Here is a 19,083-nt window from a genome sequence, read left to right as displayed (position 1 = left end):
ATCAAAAAGAATGGTCCTATGAAGAAATATTTGTATATGATAACCCTGTTGATGGCTATGGTCCTCGCAGGGTGCTCGGATGATGACAGCTATGAGGCTGCGGAGGCGCTGAAGAGCGACTGCCAGCAGGTACACTTCTCAGCCGATAACACGACGAAGTCGTTGCTCTATGGCTCCGATGCCTCGAAGACGTTGAAATATAAGGTTGTAAGAAATACGAAGAACGGAACGCTGACCGTTCCCGTAGCCCTTACGAAGGCGACGGCAGGCGTGACGGCAGCGCCGTCGGTGACGTTCAGCGATGGTGACTCCGTGGCCTACGCCATCGTCAATCTCCCCGATACGGCGAAAGAGGGCGACAGCTTCGCCTACACGCTGACGCTCTCCGGCGACGAGGTCGATCCTTACTCCACGCTTCTCGACGGCGGCATCTCTTACACGGCCTCCGCCGTCTATCCCACAGCCGTGAATATCCAGTTCTATTATCTCTATTCCGATTATACGAACTATACGGACTATTGGACGGACAAGGCCTATGACCTCGGTGGCGGTGAGTATCAGATTCCTGATTTTGCCGGCAGTGGTCATCCGCTCATCATCCATGCCGACGGCAGCAAGGGCATTGCTTATCCTGAGTTGGCCGAAGAGAACAAGGATAACGCATACGATCTCTATTCTGACGACTATGGATCGTATATCGGTATGCAGTTCAGCCTCTATCCCTGGGGTGCCGATGGCATGTCGCTCTCATACGTCTATCTCCTCGTGAGCCAGACTTCCGGTTATTCTTCTTATGACAGTTCGACGAAGACCGGGTGGATGTACGTCTACTATATGCAGATGTCAACGGGCAAGGAGGACTACTGGGGTTCGCTGAACTTCACGATCAAGTAATCCTCTTCCCGCGGATTCTCTCCGTGAGATAAAAACTGTGCAGAGGCCTTGCACACTTTGTGCAAGGGGTCTGCACACTTTGTGCATGCCCCTTGCACAGTTTGTCTTTTCTATCTCTGGCAGGGTGCGGTCCTTGTGGCCGTCCGCAGACCATAGGTCGGATGTGCTCCGTTTATTCGAAATCGAGCCAGCCCTCATACCATTGTGGCTCGTCGTTGTCTTCCTGTGGATTGGGATTGGAGACGGAGAGACCGAGGAGACGGATGGGGTGGTTGGCATCGTAGCTGACCTGGTGAAGGAGTTGCTTGGCCAGTGGAAGGATGTCGTCTTTCCGTCTGAGAACTTTATTGCCGGAGATGCTGCGCGTGATCTGCGTGAAGTCACCGTATTTGATCTTCAGCGTCAGCGTATGGCCCTCAAAGCCATCGCCATGGATGCGGTCGACAAGTTCGAGGACGGTATGATAGAGTTCAATGATGACCTTGGAGGGAATACTGATATCTTCGAGGAACGTCTGCTCGCAGCCCACGGACTTACGGACACGTTCGGTGACAACGGGGCGGTCGTCGATGCCGCGGGCGAAGTTGTAGAAGATATCCCCCGACTTCCCGAAGACTTCACGGAGATGGGAGCGGGAAACCTTTCTCAACTGGCCGCCGGTATAGATGCCCATGCGGTGCATGAGTTGCAGCGTCTTCGGGCCCACGCCCCAGAAATCCTCCACGGGGAGGTCGGAGAGGAAGTCCAATGCCCTGTCGGGATGGATGACGAAGAGGCCGTCGGGCTTCTGATAGTCAGAGGCGATCTTCGCTAAGAACTTATTGTAAGAGACGCCGGCAGAGGCCGTGAGATGGAGTTTCTCCTTGATCTCCTCCTTGATGGCGATGGCGATGTCCTTGGCAAGGGGGATGTCCTTCTTGTTCTCCGTGACATCGAGGAAGGCCTCGTCGATCGACAGCGGTTCGATGAGGTCCGTGTATTCTTGGAAGATCTTGCGGATCTCGTGCGACACCTCTTCATAATAGCCGTGGCGCACGGGAACGATAATGAGGTCGGGACAGCGCCGCTTCGCCGTGGCAATGGGCATGGCGGAATGGACGCCGAAGCGCCGTGCCTCATAGCTCGCCGTCGACACGACACCCCGCTCACCGTCGAAGCCGACGGCAATGGCCTTGCCGCGCAGCTCCGGGTTGTCCCGTTGTTCCACGCTGGCAAAGAACGCATCCATATCGATATGTATGATCTTTCTGTTTTGGGTCATAGAAATTCTTTTCGGTTCCTGCGAGAGGATTTTATGAATTATCTTGGGACTCAGAAATTCTCGTGGTTCAAGCCCCATCAATTATCATCAATATTTCATCAATATCTATAGTGCTTTTAGTGGCAACGATGAACATCTATGGATGGCTCTGCCATCAATTCAATTATCATCAATATACGGAGCGAGGTACTTGGCTCCCTCCGTAGGGTGCGGCCCTTGTGGCCGTCCTAACCGGGAGAATGACAACAATTTCACTATTAGGACGGCCACAAGGGCCGCACCCTACGGAGGACCAATTGATGATAATTGATGCGATGCCTTGGCATCAATTGACGCGTATTGAAGCGCCAATGTATTGATGAAATATTGATGAATATTGATGGAGACTTTTCGACTACGTTAAATATCTAGTGATTCATTAAACTACATAATTCTTTCTCTCATAAATCAGAATTTTATCATGGTTGGCTGATTCGGCAGCAAAAGGCAGAAGGCGATCCAATTCTACAAGATCGACATCATGACCCAGGAGTTTTTTCATCTGAATCATCATTCGGGAAATGGTAAACAAAGAAATGCCGGCTGATTCATCATACTGCACGAGTATATCAATATCACTGTCCGGTCGTTCTTCACCTCGTGAGGAAGAACCAAACAGCCATGCTCTCTTGATGGGTTGACCAGTCAAGTACTGTTGGATTTGGGGAATCATCGCCCGGATATTTTCGCTAACCATATATTTACTGATCTTTTATTTGCAAATATCGTCTTTTTTTGTGATATGAGCAAATGTTTCTCTTATTTTTTTGTTAACTTTGTTCGCTATTTAGGAAAAAAGAATTTAGATCGAACGACAATGGATATACAACGAATACAAAAATTCCTCAGGGATGTGGCGGCCAACAACAACCGCGACTGGTTTCATGCGCATAAAGCGGAATATGATGCCTGTCAGGAGGATTTCCGGCAGGGGATAGACGCGCTCATCGCTCAGTTGGCGAAAGTGGATCCGGAGATAAAATATCTTACGGCAAAGGACTGCTGTTACCGCTTCTATCGGGATGTCCGTTTCTCACAGGATAAGTCACCCTATAAGCGCCATTTCGGCGCCTATATCTGTTCGGCAGGGAAGAAAAGCTTGCGCGGAGGCTATTATATCCATGTGCAACCTGGACAGAGTCTCGTGGCTTTCGGCTGTTATTATCTGCCGACAAATATTCTCACGAGTTGTCGTAATGAGATCAAGGGAAACATCGAGCACTGGAAGGAAGCCGTGGAGAACGGACAGTTTATTAAGGCGTTCGGTTACCCTAATGCCGGCACATGGACCGATGAGGAGGTGTCGGAGAAGGGCTTCGGACTCACGGCATTGAAGACGGCGCCGAAGGGATTTGACAAGAATGATCCCGACATCGACTATCTGCGAATGAAAGATTATGTCTGTTGGAAGCATGTTGACGATAACTTCTTCCAGGGCGACGAATGGATGAAAAAAGTAGTGAGCCTGGCGAAGATCGCCAAGCCCAGCATGGATATCATCAACTCCGTCGTTGATGATTATATCTAATGTCTCTTTTAGTATATTCCCAGCCAGAAATGGTAGACGTAACTGACGCCGAGGCCGACGATGGTGGCGGTGACGATATCCGACGGATAATTCGGGATGAAGAAATAACCATAGACCGACGGCATCACACCGAGGAGAATCCACGGTTCGATATGCAGGGAGTAGGCCAGTGGCAGCATGCTCACCACAACAGCGCCCTGCGAGTTGATCAGTACGGAGACGGTGAAGAAGGCGAAGGCGATGGACCACGGATACTTCGTGATGATGCCCGTCAGCATGGCCTGCATCTCTGGCTTGTAGTTGTCGAAATAGGTGTTACTCATCCACGCGATACCATAGATGGCGACGACGGCAACCATACCGTTCTGCCATACCTTGCCGCCGACAGCGTCTTTAGGCTTCGCCTTACAGAAGATGATCATGAAGGCGGTGGCAGTGATCATGATGATCTGGATGACGATGTTCATCGACAGTCGCTCGGGTTTGCCGTCCTCCATAAACTGCGGCAGAATCTCGATACCCGCCATTTTCAGCAATGAGATACAGAGCACGATGGCCAGGGCACCAAGGGCGAGGGATCCGTAACGGGCTCCGATCCACAGAGCAATGAGAACTACGAGGAGTTCTACAATCATTAATAAACTCATTATGCGTTACTGTTTAGGCGTTGATACGGAATAGTTTACTGTCAATATCTTTTGTAATGTTGACTTTGCAAAAGTAAGAAGAAACATTGACAACACCAAAGATTTCCCGTGTTTTTTTTTTAAAAAATAAGGGAAGTAACCAATCGTTACTTCCCTCATCTTACACCTTATTATATATAGGATCCTCCTCCATTCTCTATTCTCCATTTTCCGTTCTCCATTATATTTGATATAATAGTCCGTTGCGCAGATCCTGAAGAGCGATCTCCTTCATCTTCATGTGGAGCTTCTTTCCCGTAGCGTTCATTGGCAGTTGGGCGACGAAACGGTAGAGGCGAGGGCGCTTGAAGTTGGCAATGGCATCACTGGCCTTACAGTATTCATCAAGCTCCTCAGGCGTCAGCGACGGGTCTTTGCGGACGACATACGCCGTGACGAGTTGGCCGCGCATCTTGTCGGGAACGGCAGTGACCATACTGTCCTCCACCTTGGGATGACTGTCGAGGACATCCTCCACTTCCACGGGATAGATATTCTCGCCCGAAGAGATAATCATGTCATCCTTTCGGCCGATGATGCTGATGAAACCATTCTCATCCCATGTGGCCAGATCGTTGGTGTAGATGAAGTCCTTATAGTATTTGGCCGCTGTCTCGGCTTCGTTATTAACGTAGGTATAAGGCGACTTTGCAGGCGAACAGATAATCACTTCGCCAATCTCGTTGCCGTCCTGGGCGACGAGTTCATCGGGCTCGGCATGACGGTCGCTATAGACTTTCACAACGCGCACATCATCATCCACGCAGGAACAGCCGGCCGTTCCCGCATTCTCCGGCAGGTCGAAAGGCCGTAGGAACGTGTTCCAGAAGGTCTCCGTCGTCCCGTAGCCGTTGAAGATATTCGGTGTGAGGACTTTCTGATAGCGGATACAGGCGGAACGTTCCAACGGACTGCCCATGGTGACGATGCCGTGAAGCGTGGAGAGGTCATAGCCTTGTTTCTCCTCCTCATCGGCGAGGCGCTCAAGGACGGTGGGCACGCCGATGATGAACGTGATCTTATAGCGCTCGACATACTGCAGTGTCAGTTTGGCGTCGAACTTGTTCATGATGATGAGACAGGCGCCAGCGTAGAACGTCGGACAAGGACCGGCGCAGTGGATGCCGCCACGGTGGAACCACGGTGTGGTATTCATCGTCACGTCACGATAGTTCATCGGGAAATGAATCATCACGTCGTGGGCGGAGAGCACCTCGTTGATACTCGTCAATGGTACGGCTTTCGGACGGCCCGTCGTGCCGGAGGTGAAGAGGCGCGTCGTCTCGTCATAGATATTGTATTCACGGTGATTCTCCGGCTCTGTCGCCGGCATGTCGCGCATCAGCTCCGTGAAATTGAGGATATTCCCACGGCTTTCTCCGTCAATGGTTAGCAGGCGCTGCGGCTGGTAGTCGGCGAGGGCGATGGCTTTCTCCACGACATCGCGGCGCTTCTCGTCGAAGATCAGATATTTCGGTCGTGCGGTCTTGATCTGCCACGCCAGCTCTCCGGCACTGAGACGGAAACTGACGGGACAGCAGACGGTATGTGTCTTTTGGGCGGCGATATAGGTGAAAACAAACTCAGCGCAGTTGGGGAGTTGAAGCATCAGCACGTCACCTTTCTGCAGATGGTCAGCCACAATGTGGTTGGCCATGCGGTTGCAGTCGTCGTTGAGTTGTCCGTAATTCCAGGTCTTATGCTGAAGGGGATCAATCATCGCCATCCGCTGGCCGTAACGCCGTACGTTACGCATAAAGCCTTCAATCCAAGTGTAGTGTCTCTCAAAAATCGTTTTAAATTCTTCCATACCTTATCTTATATTTATAGCTCGCTATAGTAATCTATGGCGAGCTATGCTTGATCTATAGTTCCCTGAAATGCCGGTAGTCATCAATGACGATATCGGAGAGGGGCGCGAGCACGTCACGGCTGTTCGTCGTTGCCAGGGCTACCGTGTAGGCTCCGCTGGCACGCAGACTTTTCAGACCGTTGATACTGTCCTCGAAGCCGATGCAGTCACAGGGCTGCAGACCGAAGGAATGGGCGGCACGGATATAACAGTCGGGGTCGGGCTTGGAACGCTGGAAATCCTCAGCCGTGAGGATATGGTCGAAGAGTTGATGTACCTCGGGATGATGGCGGTAGACATTCTCCATCTTCGCTTGGTTGCTGCTCGTGACGATGGCCGTGGGAATCTCCTGCTCGTGAAGGGCTTTCACAAACTCCGGAAGACCATCGATGTACGGATATTCCATCTGTCGCTCATAGTCGTTGAGGCGCTCCGTGATATTTGCTTGCAGTTGCTCTTCACCGGGGAAATAACGGTCGTAGATCTGCGTGAGTGTCTGGCCCTTGATCTTATGGGCGAAGTCGGGAATCTCCGGCTTCAGCTCTTTGCCGATCTGTCCCCAGAAAATCGTGTATTGGGGCTCTGTATTAAAAACGACCCCATCGAGATCGAATAGGGCCGCCTGATATTGTTCTTTTGTTAAGTTCATAAGCTAATTCTTTTCCTATCCCACTGCTTGTTCCATGGGATAGTCTTGTTATTGCTTCTTCATTCGTATATCCTTTAGAGCAGAAAGTACGACATAGACAAGGATGATAGGCATCCAAGCCTCCAACACGCCTTTGGCACCGTCAGCGATAGAGAAGATGACGATCATCGCAAGGGTGAAGATGGCAAAGCTGTATTTCAGCTCATTGCCTTTCCAACTCCACTGTTTGAATTTCAAGGCGAACATCGGCATCTCGCAGATAAGCAGATAACTGCTGATACCGGCGAGGATGAGGATCATCAGCCAGCCCCAACTGTTGTTCTCGATGAAAGAGGGGCTGATCACGATGAGAGAGCCCCAGAAGAGGGCGTTGGCAGGCGTCGGCAGTCCGATGAAGGATGTCGTCTGGCGTGTGTCAAGGTTGAACTTCGCCAGTCGCAAGGCTGAGAAGGCGGCCATGATATAAGCCAGGAAGGGGATCAGCGTGCTCATGGGCTGCAGAAAGGACGGGTATTCGAGGACGCCGAGATACCAGAAGATCATCGTGGAAGGCGCTACGCCGAACGTCACGTCATCAGCCAGCGAGTCGAGTTCTTTGCCTATGGGCGAAGAGACCTTCAACAATCGGGCACTCATGCCGTCGAAGAAATCAAAGACGGCGCCGATGATGATCCACAGCAGTGCCCACAGCGGCTGACCAGCAAAGGCAAACGAGGTGGCGATACATCCTGAGATGAGGTTGCTGCATGTCAGCGCGTTGGGAATATTGAGGAGTTTGAATGAGTTTTCTGCCATAGCGTTTATGTAATATTACGGACCGTCAAAAAAGTTTTCGGAACATGATGAATCAAGCCCCTACGTCTGGCGGAACATGATAAATCATGTCCCTACGTTTACTTTTTTACTTCTTTACTTTTTTAATTTTCCAATAATCGTCTGGTCACCGGTGGCTTTCTGGCCTACCTTGACACAGATCTCCGTACCCAAAGGAAGGAAGATATCCACACGAGAGCCGAGCTTGATGAAACCAAGATGCTCGTCAATATAACATTCCTCACCTTCCTGCGCGTAGGTGACGATGCGGCGCGCTACGGCTCCGGCAATCTGACGGCAGAGAATGTCCGTGCCGTCATCGGTGGTGATCATCACATCGGCATGCTCGTTCTCCTCACTGGCTTTCGGAAGCCAGGCTTTGTGGTAGTTGCCATTGAAATGGCGTACCAGTTTTACCTTGCCGTCTACAGGGAACCAGTTGGCGTGGACATTGAAGAGGCTCATGAAGATAGACACCTGAATGCGGCGGTCATGGAAATAGCGGTCTTCGTCGACTTCCTCGACGACAACGACCTTACCATCGGCGGGCGCAACAACGATGCCGTCGGTATCTTCGACGTTCAGAAAACGCTTCGGACAGCTATAGAAGTTCAGCACGATTCCATAGACGATGGCGGCGACGACGGCGAAGCACCAAAAGGGAATAGGGGTATCGAAAGCGAACCACAACAGGGCGGCGATGGCAATCATGGCCAAGGCGCCGATAACCAGTTGATTCGTTCCTTCACGATGTATTCTTATTTTCTTGATCTTCCTTATTTTCTTACCCATTGATTTAGGATACTTGATTTTTTTGTTTGCAAAGTTATCAATTTTTTGCGTTTTCTGCAAATTTTTCCTCTCTTTCTTTTGGTAATGTCATCTTTTCGTAGTAACTTTGACGCTCCAAAGAAAGATTTTTCAGAATGGAAGACTTCGTTCATCTGCATGTTCATACCCACTATTCGATTCTCGATGGTCAGTCGAAAGTCCCTCATCTCGTCGACAAAGCTATTGCCGACGGCATGAAAGGCATGGCGATCACCGACCACGGCGTGATGTATGGTATCAAAGAGTTTGCCGACTACTGCGCCGGCATCAACAAAAAGCGCAAGGCCGATGGTCTTGAGCCTTTTAAGCCCATCTTCGGATGTGAGATGTATGTGGCCCATCATAAGATGACCGATAAGGTGAAGGAGCATGGTGATAATTCCGGCTATCACCTTATCGTGTTGGCGAAGAACTATCACGGCTATAAGAATCTCATCAAACTCGTGTCTCACGCTTGGACGGAAGGTTATTACTACCGCCCGCGTACAGACCGTGAGGAACTGGAGAAATACCACGAGGATCTTATCGTCTGCTCCGCTTGTATAGCCGGTGAGGTTCCCTCAAAGGTTCTGAAAGGGGATATTGAGGGCGCCCGTGAGGCTTGTCAGTGGTACCATCGTGTCTTTGGCGATGATTATTATCTGGAGTTGCAGCGCCACGAGGTAAAAGATCCGAATATCATTGCCAACCGCGAGACGTTCCCCTTGCAGCAGAAAGCCAACAAGGTGTTGATGCAGTTCGCCAAGGAGTATGGCATCAAACTCATCTGTACCAACGACTGCCACTTCGAGGATAAAGAGACGGCAGAGGCGCATGACCATCTGCTCTGTCTGGCTACGGGAAAAGACCTCGATGATCCCAACCGTATGCGCTATTCCAAGCAGGAGTGGTTTAAGACGCGCGAGGAGATGAACGCCATCTTCAGTGATATCCCCGAGGCGTTGACCAATACGTTGGAGATATTAAATAAGGTGGAGATCTATTCCATCGATCATGGCCCGATCATGCCGTTCTTCCCCATTCCCGAGTCTTTCGGTACGGAAGAGGAATGGCGGAAGAAGTTCACGAAGGAACAGCTCTACGAGGAGTTCACCACCGATGAGAACGGACAGAACCCGCTGCCGCCGGAAGAGGGACAGAAAGTCATTGACCGCCTCGGTGGCTATGAGAAGATCTACCGCATCAAGTTCGAGGCCGACTATCTCGCCCATTTGGCTTATGCCGGTGCGAAAGAGCGTTACGGTGATCCGCTGCCGGAGAATGTTCATGAGCATATCAACTTCGAGCTTCATGTCATGAAGACGATGGGTTTCCCCGGTTACTTCCTGATCGTGCAGGACTTCATCAATGCCGCCCGTAATGAACTTGGCGTTTGGGTAGGCCCGGGGCGTGGTTCCGCCGCCGGTAGCGTCGTAGCCTATTGCTTGGGTATTACGAAGATCGACCCGTTGAAATACGACTTGCTGTTTGAGCGTTTCTTGAATCCGGATCGTGTGAACCTCCCGGATATTGATACCGACTTCGATGATGACGGTCGTGGCAAGGTGCTCAGATGGGTGATGGATAAGTATGGTCACGAGAACTGTGCCCATATCATCACTTACGGCTCCATGGCTACGAAGAACTCCATCAAGGATGTCGCGCGCGTGGAGAAACTGCCGTTGGACCGCAGTAACGCGCTCTGCAAGGCTATTCCCGACCGTCTTCCCGACGGTATGAAGATGAATCTTCCCAATGCCATCAAGTGCACGCCGGAACTCCAGGAAGCAGAGGTTAGCAATGATCCCCGTGAGCGCAATACCATCAAGTATGCGCGCATGCTTGAGGGCACGATTCGTGGTATTGGTCTCCATGCCTGTGGCTTTATCATCTGTCGTGACAAGATCAGCGACTGGGTGCCCGTCTGTACGGCCGATGACCCTGATTTCCCGGAGTTGAAATGTCAGGTCACGCAATATGACGGTCATGTCATTGAGTCGACGGGACTGATCAAGATGGACTTCCTTGGCTTGAAGACGCTCTCGGAGTTGAAGGAGGCTTGTAAGGTAATCAAGCAGACAACGGGCGACGTGATCGATCTCGACCATATTCCTATTGACGACGACCTTACTTATAAGCTCTATCAGGAGGGTCGCACGATCGGTACGTTCCAGTTTGAGTCAGCTGGTATGCAGAAATATCTCCGTGAGCTCAAGCCGACAGTTTTCGAGGACCTCATCGCTATGAACGCCCTCTATCGTCCGGGACCTATGGATTATATCCCTGATTTCATTGCCCGAAAGAACGGCAAGCAGGAGATTACCTATCCGATTCCTTGTATGGAGAAATACCTCAAGGATACCTATGGCATCACGGTCTATCAGGAGCAGGTGATGCTCTTGAGCCGTCAGCTGGCCAACTTCACGCGAGGCCAGAGTGACGCGCTCCGTAAGGCCATGGGTAAGAAGAAAAAGGCGATCGTCGACAAGATGAAGCCGCTCTTCCTGGAGGGCGGTAAGAAGAACGGCCACGACCCGAAGATCCTCGAGAAGATCTGGAGCGACTGGGAGAAGTTCGCTTCCTATGCGTTCAATAAATCTCACGCTACGTGTTATTCGTGGGTAGCTTATCAGACGGCCTATCTGAAAGCGCATTATCCGGCAGAATATATGGCTGCCTTGATGACGCGCCGCTTCTCGCAGATCACGGAGATCACAAAGCTCATGGAGGAGTGCAAATCGATGAACATCAAGACTCTCGGCCCTGATGTCAACGAGAGCTATGCCCAGTTCGGTGTCAACAAAGCCGGTGAGATTCGTTTCGGCCTCTCTGCCATCAAAGGTATGGGTGCCGCTGCTGCTGAGGCTATCGTCAAGGAGCGTCAGGAGCATGGTCCTTATAAGAATATCTTTGATTTCGCGGAGCGTGTCGATTTCAGTAGTGTCAACCGCAAGGCGTTTGAGAGTCTCGCCCTCAGTGGCGGCTTCGACGGCTTCGGCATTCCCCGTGAGAGCTACTTCGGCGTAAACAGTAAGAAAGAGGTGTTCCTCGATCTTCTCGTCAGATACGGTCAGCGCTACCAACAGGACAAACGGGAACAGAGCAACTCTCTCTTCGGCGATATGATGAGCGATGTGGCTATCGCTACACCGCCGGTCCCAAAGGTCGAGAGCTGGAGCACGATCGAGAAACTCAATAAGGAGCGTGATCTCGTAGGCATCTATCTCTCTGCCCATCCGCTTGATGACTTTAGTGTCGTGCTGAAGAATATGTGTAACACGCATTGTTCGGAGATCGGCCGTGATGCTGACAAGAAAGCCTTGTCGGAGCGTGATGAACTGACTTTCGGCGGTATCGTCACTGCCGTGCAGTCGCGCTTCTCCTCAAAGACCGGCAAACCTTTCGGCTTTGTGACGATTGAGGATTTCGACGGCAGTGGTGAGTTGGCCCTCTTCGGTGATGATTGGGCCATGTGGCAGGGAAAGCTGACGCAGGGCTGTACGGTATATGTCACGGCCAAGAGTGTCCAGCGCTTCCGCAACAGTAACAGTTATGAGCTGAAGGTGCAGAACATCGAGTATCTGAGTGATGTCAAGGACAACCGCATTGACAAATTGACAATCGCTGTAGACAGTAAGGACATTGATGACACGATTGTCAATGATCTTACAACGGTGATGAACGAGAATCCCGGTCATACTCAGGTCTTTCTGCAGATTAAGGATACCGAGCATCAGACAACGCTCACCCTGCGCTCCCGTGGCCGTCAGGTAACGGTGAACAAGAGTTTGGTACAGTATTTGGAGGGTACGGGCACAATGACATTCAAGATTAATTAGAATATTATCAATTCAATCATAGAGAACAATGGAAGTAACAATCACAACTGAGAATTTCGAGCAGTACAAGAATGGTGAACTGCCGTTGGTAGTAGACTTGTGGGCAACCTGGTGCGGTCCGTGCCGTTCCATCGCTCCGATCATCTCCGACCTTGCCAAGGAGTATGACGGCAAGATCACAGTAGGAAAGTGCGATGTCGAGGAGAATGACGACATCGTCTCTGAGTTCGGTGTTCGTAACATCCCTACGATCCTCTTCTTCAAGGGTGGCAAACTCGTTGATAAGTTCGTCGGCGCTGCTACGAAGGCAACCCTCGAGGAGAAGTTCCAGGCACTGCTCTAAGAGAAGTAAAAAAGTAAAGAAGTAAAAAAGTAAACGTTGGCAGCGTGATCTGCCTCTTTTTACTTTTTTACTTCTTTACTTTTTTACTTTTATCAGAATTCCACTACGCGACTGCCATCATCCTGAACGGTGATAGTGACCTTTGTGGCATCTTCGGGGAGAAGGTCCTCAATGAGTTCGGGCCACTCGAGGAAGCAGAGGTTACCACTGTCGAAATAGTCCTCATAACCCATATCGTAGACTTCCTCGATCTTCTTGATACGGTAGAAGTCGAAATGGTAAATGCTGCTGCCGTCACTGGCGGTATATTCGTTGACGAGGGAGAAGGTAGGAGAGGTGATGACATCTTCCACGCCGAAAGCCTCGCAGATGGCTTTGATGAATGTCGTCTTGCCGGCTCCCATCTTGCCATAGAACGCAAATACTTTACCATTGCCCATTTTCTTGATGAACTCCTGGGCTGCCTGCTGGATATGATCCAGACTGTCAATTGTAATTTTCATATGATTACTTAATATTCTAATGTTTTCAAATCATTTATTTCTTTCTCGGTGTCATGGTGATGAGAGGAATCAACATCTCTTCCATGCTGATGCCGCCATGTTGGAACGTATCCTTATAATAGGACACGTAGTAGTTGTAGTTGTTCGGATAGGCGAAGAAGGAGTTGCCCGTGGCGAAGACATAACTCGTGCTGAGGTTCGGCGCCGGCAGCTGTGCCTCGGCGGGATTCTTGATCGTGAAGACCTCTTTGGCATTGTAGGCGAGGTTCTTGCCGAGCTTATAGCGCAGATTCGTATTCGTATTACGGTCTCCGATGATCTTTACAGGTTTTGAGGCTCGGATACTGCCGTGATCGGTGGTGAGGATTACCGTACAGTCCTGTTGTGCCAGCAAGCGGAAGATATCGCTCATGCCGGAATGGCGCAGCCAACTCAGTGTGATGGAGCGGTAAGCACTCTCGTTGTTGGCGAGCTCGCGTACCATCTTCGACTCCGTGCGGGCGTGGGAGAGCATGTCGATGAAGTTGATAACGAGGACATTGAAGTCGTTCTTCTTCAGTTCGTTGAAATGTTCCAGGAAACGTTCGGCACCCGTACTGTCATTGATCTTATGATAGCTGAAAGTGTTGTGACGGCGGTAGCGGTCGAGCTGCGTCTGTATGAGCGGCTCCTCGTTGAGGTTCTTGCCTTCCTCTTCATCCTCGTCCACCCACAGATCAGGGAACATCTTTGCGATCTTGTCGGGCATGAGTCCGCTGAAAATCGCGTTGCGGGCATACTGTGTCGCTGTAGGGAGAATACTCATATACATGTCTTCGCGAATATCGAAGAGCGTGCTGATCTCCTGCGAGAGCACGCGCCACTGGTCGTAGCGGAAGTTGTCGATGACAAGAAGATATATCTTCTCGCCGTTATCAAGAGCCGGAAAGATTTTCTTCTTGAAGATATCCGGACTCATCAACGGCCGTCCCTCGATGTCATGCGGCACACGCTGTGGCTCTACCCAATGGAGATAGTTCTTGCTGATATATTTCGCGAAACCGTTGTTGGCTTCTTCTTTCTGCATGGCCAGCATATCCGTCATCTGACTGTCAGCGCTGGAGAGCTCGAGTTCCCAGTGAACGAGCCGCTTGTACACCTCCATCCAGTCGTGGTAATCATGGCAGTCGGCAATCTGTGTGGCGATGTTCATATAGCTCTGTTGATAGCCGCTCTGCGTAACCTCAGAGATAATCTCCTTGCGGTGGATATTCTTTTTCAGCGACAGAAGAATCTGCATGGGATTGACGGGCTTGATGAGATAGTCTGCGATCTTACTACCGATAGCCTGGTCCATGATATGCTCCTCCTCACTCTTCGTACACATGACGACGGGCGTGGCCGGTTGTATCTCTTTGATCTGTTGAAGCGTCTCGAGGCCGCTGAGGCCCGGCATCATCTCGTCGAGAAGGATGAGATCGAATGTCTGCTGTCGACAGAGGTCGATGGCATCGGGACCATTGGATGCCGTGACCACTTCATACCCTTTCTTTTGGAGAAAGAGGATATGGGCCTTGAGGAGTTCTATCTCATCATCGACCCAAAGTAATAATCCGTTGTTCATAGCTATATCCTTTAGAAACCATCGAGGTCGTAATATTCGTCCTCGAGGTCATAGTCGTTATTGTTATTATTATTTTGTTTCTTTTTCTGAGTGTCCTGCTGTGGAGTGTCTGTGGGCTCGCTGCCGAAACCGTCATCGAAATAGATGTCGGTGTCGTCGGGGCGGGGATTCGCGGGTTCGGCGGGCTTGGTAGGCGAAGTAGGCGCTGTTGGCTTTGTGGGCGCTGTAGGCTCGATGGGCTCATCGAAGAGGTTCACGTTGCGGACTTTGATGGCCGCAAAGTGACGGGAGTAGAACTTGTCGTAGTCCGCATAGCTGAAGCGTGAGCCGATGAGTGCCAGGTTCTGTTCACTGATGATGAGCGCCCTTGTGCGTCGGAGCAATGGTAACAGCGGACGTTGCAGATAGACGCTATGGGCATACTGCCAGGCCTCGTCGTAGGAGCGGAAGCCACGGATAACCATCCGGTGCAGGTCGCCGTCCTCTTCTATGGCGATCTCGAAGTTACGCACGAGATAGGTGGTGAAATTATATTTCGCCAATTGGAAGAGCAGTTGGTTCTCGTTGATACTGTCGGGGTTGTATACCGCCATGAAGAGGAAGTTCGCGTTACGGTCGACGGAGAACTGTGCTTTCTTCAGTTTGTCACTGTCGTTGAGGACCTCTGACCGCCTGGTCCATACGTCTTCGAGGTTGAACTTACCGCCATGTAGCCTTCTTCCGGCTTTCACGCCGTTGACGATCATACCGGCGAGCTCGCTGATACGGCTGTTTGGATATTTCTCCACCACCTCTTTCATGTTAGCGATACATCCGTTGGCATCCCCGTCGTTAAGTTTGCTGAGGCCACCGATAAAGAGGAATTTGTCACGGTTGGCGCCGAGTGGGAAACGGCTTTTCGAGAGTGCCTCGTTCTGGGCCACTTCAGCGTAACGGTCGGCCTTGAAGGCGTCGTAGGTGGCGGCATAGAGTGAGTCCTCGAGATGAACGCCATTACGGGCGTTGGCGAAGTAGTAAGGATCGGAGAGCATCACCGTCCAAGTACTCTTGGGATAGTCGCTCTTCAACTTATCCAGATAACTGTTCGCTGTAGCCTCGTCGCCCTTGCGCATATATAATAGGTATAGATGATAGTAGGCATCATCCATATGTTCGTAATCGGGATGCTGGTCAGAGAGCCGGCGAAGGAACTTCTCGCTCAGCGTCAAATTGTCGAGATCATCCTTGAAGATGACGCCCGCGTTATAGAGGCCGTCTTCGAGAAGCTTGTTGCTCGCCGTCATCTGTTCGGCCGTCATCGGAATTTGTTTGAGATAGTATTCCCGCTTGTGGGGATCATTCTGTGCAGAGTCCGTGATCTGTTGGAGCGAATCCTCATGTGCTACAACTTGTGCGAGGGAGTCACGCATCTCATCCGTCATCTCGCCGTTCTGCAGTCCGGCGACGACAGTAGTGTTCACACGCTGCCAGTTGTCGACATTCTCGCGTTTGCCCCATTGACGTTGAAAGGACTGTTTGCCCTGTTGAATAGTCATGGGATTATAGAAATACCAGGTCTGTGAGGAACCTGTTGACGAAGATGCCGACGGAGTGTTTGAAGAAGTATTCCGTTGATTCATCCTGTTTCCGCCATATTGAGCCTCACGTTGTGCCACTTCCCCCTGAGCCTGGTTGCGTTTCTCCTCTTTCTCTTTCTTCTTCAGCGCCTCGATGACACGGTCGATGGCGGCGTTACGGTCTTTCTCATTCATCTTCGCAAGTGCCTGAAGAGAGTCTTGAAGCTCCACAGCATCCGTGTAGGGCGCCAGCTTGTCAAGGACCTTCGAACGTTGTGAGAGTTGTTCGTAATCCTTACGGTCCTTGTCAAGGAGGCCGATAGCCTCGTCATAGCATCTGCGGGCGTCACCGTATTTCTCTTTTGCCCAGTAGAGGTCGCCGAGGTGTAGGAGAAGGACACCTTTCTCTATACCACTCTGTGTGGCTTTCTTATTACCTTGTTCGTAAGCGTTGATCGCCTGCAGCGTGTCTTTATCGGCGAGATAGATGTTTCCGATGGCATAGTAGACCTGATCGAGGTAATCCTTGTTCTTGTCAGACCGTGCCATACGTTTCAGCTTCCCGATCATTTTCTTCGACTGTCCTTTCGCCAACACTTCTGTCATGGAGATACGAGCGTTGAACTCGAGCTCATAGGGCGGATTCATACGGATGACGTGGCGGAAAGCGCTGTAAGCCTCTTGCCGACGGTTGAGCGCCGCCAGTACTTGTCCGAGAAGGTAATATTCCCGTGCTTTCTGCCGGTGGCGCATTTCGTGACGGATCACTTTCTGCAGATAGGGCACGGCCTTGGCATATTCGCCTGTATGCACATAATAGTCAGCGAGGGTATAGTCCCATTCCTTGCGTGCGCGCCAGTCGATGGAGTCACGCTGCATATTGCGGATGACATCCTCGGCATCGTAGAGCCAGCCCTGCTCAATATAACATTTGGCGAGCCAAGCCCGAGCGCGTCCGTAGATCGCCGGCTGCGTGGCATAGAGGCGGCTCATGTAGGCGAAGGTAGAGGCAGCATCCTCGAAAGCGCCCTCATGGAACTGTGAGCGTCCCATGAGCATCCATACTTTCCACATAAACGGATTATATTCCCGTCGGTTGAGCCATTCAATATCTTTCTCTGTCTTTCTGCGGCTCTTATCCCATACCGGGCGTTTCTTGATGGAGTGTAGTTGGATAGCTTTCTTCGCTTTCTCAATGGCCTTGTCGAAATTGCCTTTTCCCAACTCCTTACTATTTTTGTTGCCAACGGTATAGAGGGGCAGCATCTCCGTATAGTTGTCTTTGTTGCCTTGTTCCTTCTCCAGAGAGCCTTCGATATAGGCCTGTGCGCCGTTATAGTAAACATTATAACGCGTGTTGAAGGCCTGCCACCACCTGGAGGTGGCGGTGTTTGTCTTGTGCGTACCACAGGCGGCGAGGCAGAGGACAAAGATACCGAAAAGGACGAAACTGAATTTATTCACGGTGAGAGCGTATAATCAACATTTTAGTTCCTCTGGCGAGGAGATATACGATGATGCCCATAAAGATGATGGCTGCGCCGGAGGGCACGTTGAGTTGGTAGCTTACGAGGAGTCCGAGGAGGCAGTCGGCGAATCCGATGGCGATACTTCCGAGGATCATCTTCCGATAGGAATAGGTGAAGAGGTTTGCTGTGATCTGTGGTATCGTCAGCAGGCTGATGGCGAGTACGATGCCCACGAGGCGCAGTGTTGCCACAATCGTCATAGCGATGAGTGCCATCATACCATATTCGATCAGATCTACGGGCAGGTGTTGTGATCGTGCGAAGGTGTTGTCGAAGGCCACGCTGATGATGGGCTGCAGGAAAAAGAAGAAGATAGCCGTGACGATGATGGTGAGAACAGCCAACAGCCAGAGGTCCGGCGCGCTGATGGTCAGGATGCTGCCGAAGAGGAATGACGGCATGTCGGGCATGAAGCCCGGCGTGAGGAAACAGCAGATGATTCCGATGCTCATGCCGAAGGTCCAGAAGAGGGCTATTGCCGAGTCTTCCCTGACATCGGTGCGATGCGAGAGCCACTGTATGCCGAAGGCGCTCAGGACGGCGTAGACCATGGCGGAGAGAATCGGACTCCATCCGCAGAGCACGCCGATGCCGATACCTCCGAAGGAGGCATGTGTGATACCGCCACTGATGAGCACGAGTCGTCGTGTGACGATATAGGTGCCGATGCATCCACAAAGGATACTCGCCAGTAGGGCGCCCCACAGGGCATTCTGAAAGAAAGTATAATGCAGCAGTTCCATATGCGTTATTCCGTCGTTTTTTGTCTGTTATCCTACGGTTATGATCAACCATTGATGAGCGTGATGAGTTCATCCTTGATTTGGTCGGGCACATTGATGCCACGAAGGATGAGACTTCTGTTCCAGTCTTTCACCTCTTCCGGTTTCATGGTGTACATCACTTCGGCAAACTGGTCAGCTTCTTCGTCTGTATATTGGTCGGACGGTCTTCCCTTGAAAGTATCCAGTTCCTCATCATCGAAATATTCTATCGGTTGCGTGGCTGCTTCCATGACACATTCCTGTTCGCATTTTGCGTTGACACCATCGCAGGTGGCACAGGAAGAGGGTGGAGGAATGACGACCTCATCCTTTTCGCCACGGTGATGGGAGATCAGGGCGAGAAGGGCCGCAAAGAGTCCGAGGGCGACGAGCGCCAGAAGGAGGATATACATG

16 protein-coding genes are annotated in these 19,083 nt (G+C 51.1%); 4 read left to right on the top strand and 12 right to left on the bottom strand.

What is annotated here, in order from left to right; translation table 11 throughout:
- Window positions 1-18 precede the first annotated feature (18 nt).
- The gene (locus tag G604_RS0105950; RefSeq protein WP_155941866.1) at window positions 19-894 is read left to right on the top strand and encodes a hypothetical protein; all 876 of its coding nucleotides are present in this window, start codon (window positions 19-21) and stop codon (window positions 892-894) included.
- 172 nt (window positions 895-1,066) lie between these two features.
- Here G604_RS0105950 and dinB read toward each other — a convergent pair whose 3' ends face one another.
- Window positions 1,067-2,155, bottom strand: a complete 1,089-nt coding sequence (dinB, locus tag G604_RS0105945) for a DNA polymerase IV (RefSeq protein WP_028909771.1) — start codon at window positions 2,153-2,155, stop codon at window positions 1,067-1,069.
- Window positions 2,156-2,573: 418 nt separating this feature from the next.
- Complete coding sequence (locus G604_RS0105940) at window positions 2,574-2,891, bottom strand: nucleotidyltransferase family protein (RefSeq protein WP_028909770.1); 318 nt, start codon at window positions 2,889-2,891, stop codon at window positions 2,574-2,576.
- 120 nt (window positions 2,892-3,011) lie between these two features.
- Here G604_RS0105940 and G604_RS0105935 point away from each other — a divergent pair, with 120 nt between their 5' ends.
- Window positions 3,012-3,722 (top strand): DUF2461 domain-containing protein, encoded by a 711-nt coding sequence (locus G604_RS0105935; protein WP_028909769.1) that lies wholly within the window; start codon window positions 3,012-3,014, stop codon window positions 3,720-3,722.
- Between the two features lie 8 nt (window positions 3,723-3,730).
- Here G604_RS0105935 and G604_RS13670 read toward each other — a convergent pair whose 3' ends face one another.
- The 5 genes from G604_RS13670 to G604_RS0105910 all read right to left on the bottom strand — a co-directional run bounded on the left by G604_RS13670 (window position 3,731) and on the right by G604_RS0105910 (window position 8,514).
- Window positions 3,731-4,369, bottom strand: coding sequence for an anaerobic C4-dicarboxylate transporter family protein (locus tag G604_RS13670; protein ID WP_081657677.1), 639 nt, complete (start codon window positions 4,367-4,369; stop codon window positions 3,731-3,733).
- Between the two features lie 220 nt (window positions 4,370-4,589).
- Window positions 4,590-6,218: a class I adenylate-forming enzyme family protein gene (locus G604_RS0105925; RefSeq protein ID WP_028909767.1), complete on the bottom strand. Its 1,629-nt coding sequence runs from the start codon at window positions 6,216-6,218 to the stop codon at window positions 4,590-4,592.
- A 55-nt stretch (window positions 6,219-6,273) separates the two neighbouring features.
- The gene (locus tag G604_RS0105920) at window positions 6,274-6,909 is read right to left on the bottom strand and encodes an HAD family hydrolase (RefSeq protein WP_028909766.1); all 636 of its coding nucleotides are present in this window, start codon (window positions 6,907-6,909) and stop codon (window positions 6,274-6,276) included.
- A 48-nt stretch (window positions 6,910-6,957) separates the two neighbouring features.
- Complete coding sequence (locus G604_RS0105915) at window positions 6,958-7,704, bottom strand: CDP-alcohol phosphatidyltransferase family protein (RefSeq protein ID WP_028909765.1); 747 nt, start codon at window positions 7,702-7,704, stop codon at window positions 6,958-6,960.
- 114 nt (window positions 7,705-7,818) lie between these two features.
- Window positions 7,819-8,514: a phosphatidylserine decarboxylase family protein gene (locus G604_RS0105910; RefSeq protein ID WP_028909764.1), complete on the bottom strand. Its 696-nt coding sequence runs from the start codon at window positions 8,512-8,514 to the stop codon at window positions 7,819-7,821.
- A gap of 134 nt (window positions 8,515-8,648) precedes the next feature.
- Here G604_RS0105910 and dnaE point away from each other — a divergent pair, with 134 nt between their 5' ends.
- Together dnaE and trxA are read left to right on the top strand one after the other, a co-directional pair.
- Entirely contained in the window at window positions 8,649-12,371 is a 3,723-nt protein-coding gene (dnaE, locus tag G604_RS0105905) for a DNA polymerase III subunit alpha (RefSeq protein ID WP_028909763.1), read from the top strand.
- Window positions 12,372-12,399: 28 nt separating this feature from the next.
- Window positions 12,400-12,714: a thioredoxin gene (gene trxA / locus G604_RS0105900; RefSeq protein ID WP_028909762.1), complete on the top strand. Its 315-nt coding sequence runs from the start codon at window positions 12,400-12,402 to the stop codon at window positions 12,712-12,714.
- Window positions 12,715-12,806: 92 nt separating this feature from the next.
- Here the strand turns inward: trxA and tsaE are convergent, their stop codons facing one another.
- From tsaE to G604_RS0105875, 5 genes are read right to left on the bottom strand one after another with little or no spacing between them, the layout of a single operon-like run.
- Entirely contained in the window at window positions 12,807-13,217 is a 411-nt protein-coding gene (gene tsaE / locus G604_RS0105895; protein ID WP_028909761.1) for a tRNA (adenosine(37)-N6)-threonylcarbamoyltransferase complex ATPase subunit type 1 TsaE, read from the bottom strand.
- A gap of 34 nt (window positions 13,218-13,251) precedes the next feature.
- On the bottom strand, window positions 13,252-14,820 hold the full coding sequence (locus G604_RS0105890; protein ID WP_028909760.1) for a bifunctional response regulator/alkaline phosphatase family protein: 1,569 nt from the start codon (window positions 14,818-14,820) through the stop codon (window positions 13,252-13,254).
- A gap of 11 nt (window positions 14,821-14,831) precedes the next feature.
- Window positions 14,832-17,840 carry a tetratricopeptide repeat protein gene (locus G604_RS0105885; RefSeq protein ID WP_028909759.1) on the bottom strand — a complete coding sequence of 1,003 codons (3,009 nt, stop codon included), beginning with the start codon at window positions 17,838-17,840 and terminating at the stop codon, window positions 14,832-14,834.
- On the bottom strand, window positions 17,833-18,648 hold the full coding sequence (locus G604_RS0105880) for a metal ABC transporter permease (protein WP_028909758.1): 816 nt from the start codon (window positions 18,646-18,648) through the stop codon (window positions 17,833-17,835). Before G604_RS0105880 ends, G604_RS0105885 begins: the two co-directional genes overlap by 8 nt.
- A gap of 44 nt (window positions 18,649-18,692) precedes the next feature.
- On the bottom strand, window positions 18,693-19,082 hold the full coding sequence (locus tag G604_RS0105875; RefSeq protein WP_028909757.1) for a hypothetical protein: 390 nt from the start codon (window positions 19,080-19,082) through the stop codon (window positions 18,693-18,695).
- Between the last annotated feature and the right edge of the window lies 1 nt (window position 19,083).

Origin of the sequence: Prevotella sp. AGR2160 (assembly GCF_000424185.1) — a bacterium.
GTDB lineage: Bacteria > Bacteroidota > Bacteroidia > Bacteroidales > Bacteroidaceae > Prevotella.
Note: the sequence above shows the minus strand (reverse complement) of the source record. Positions and strands in the feature narration are given on the sequence as shown.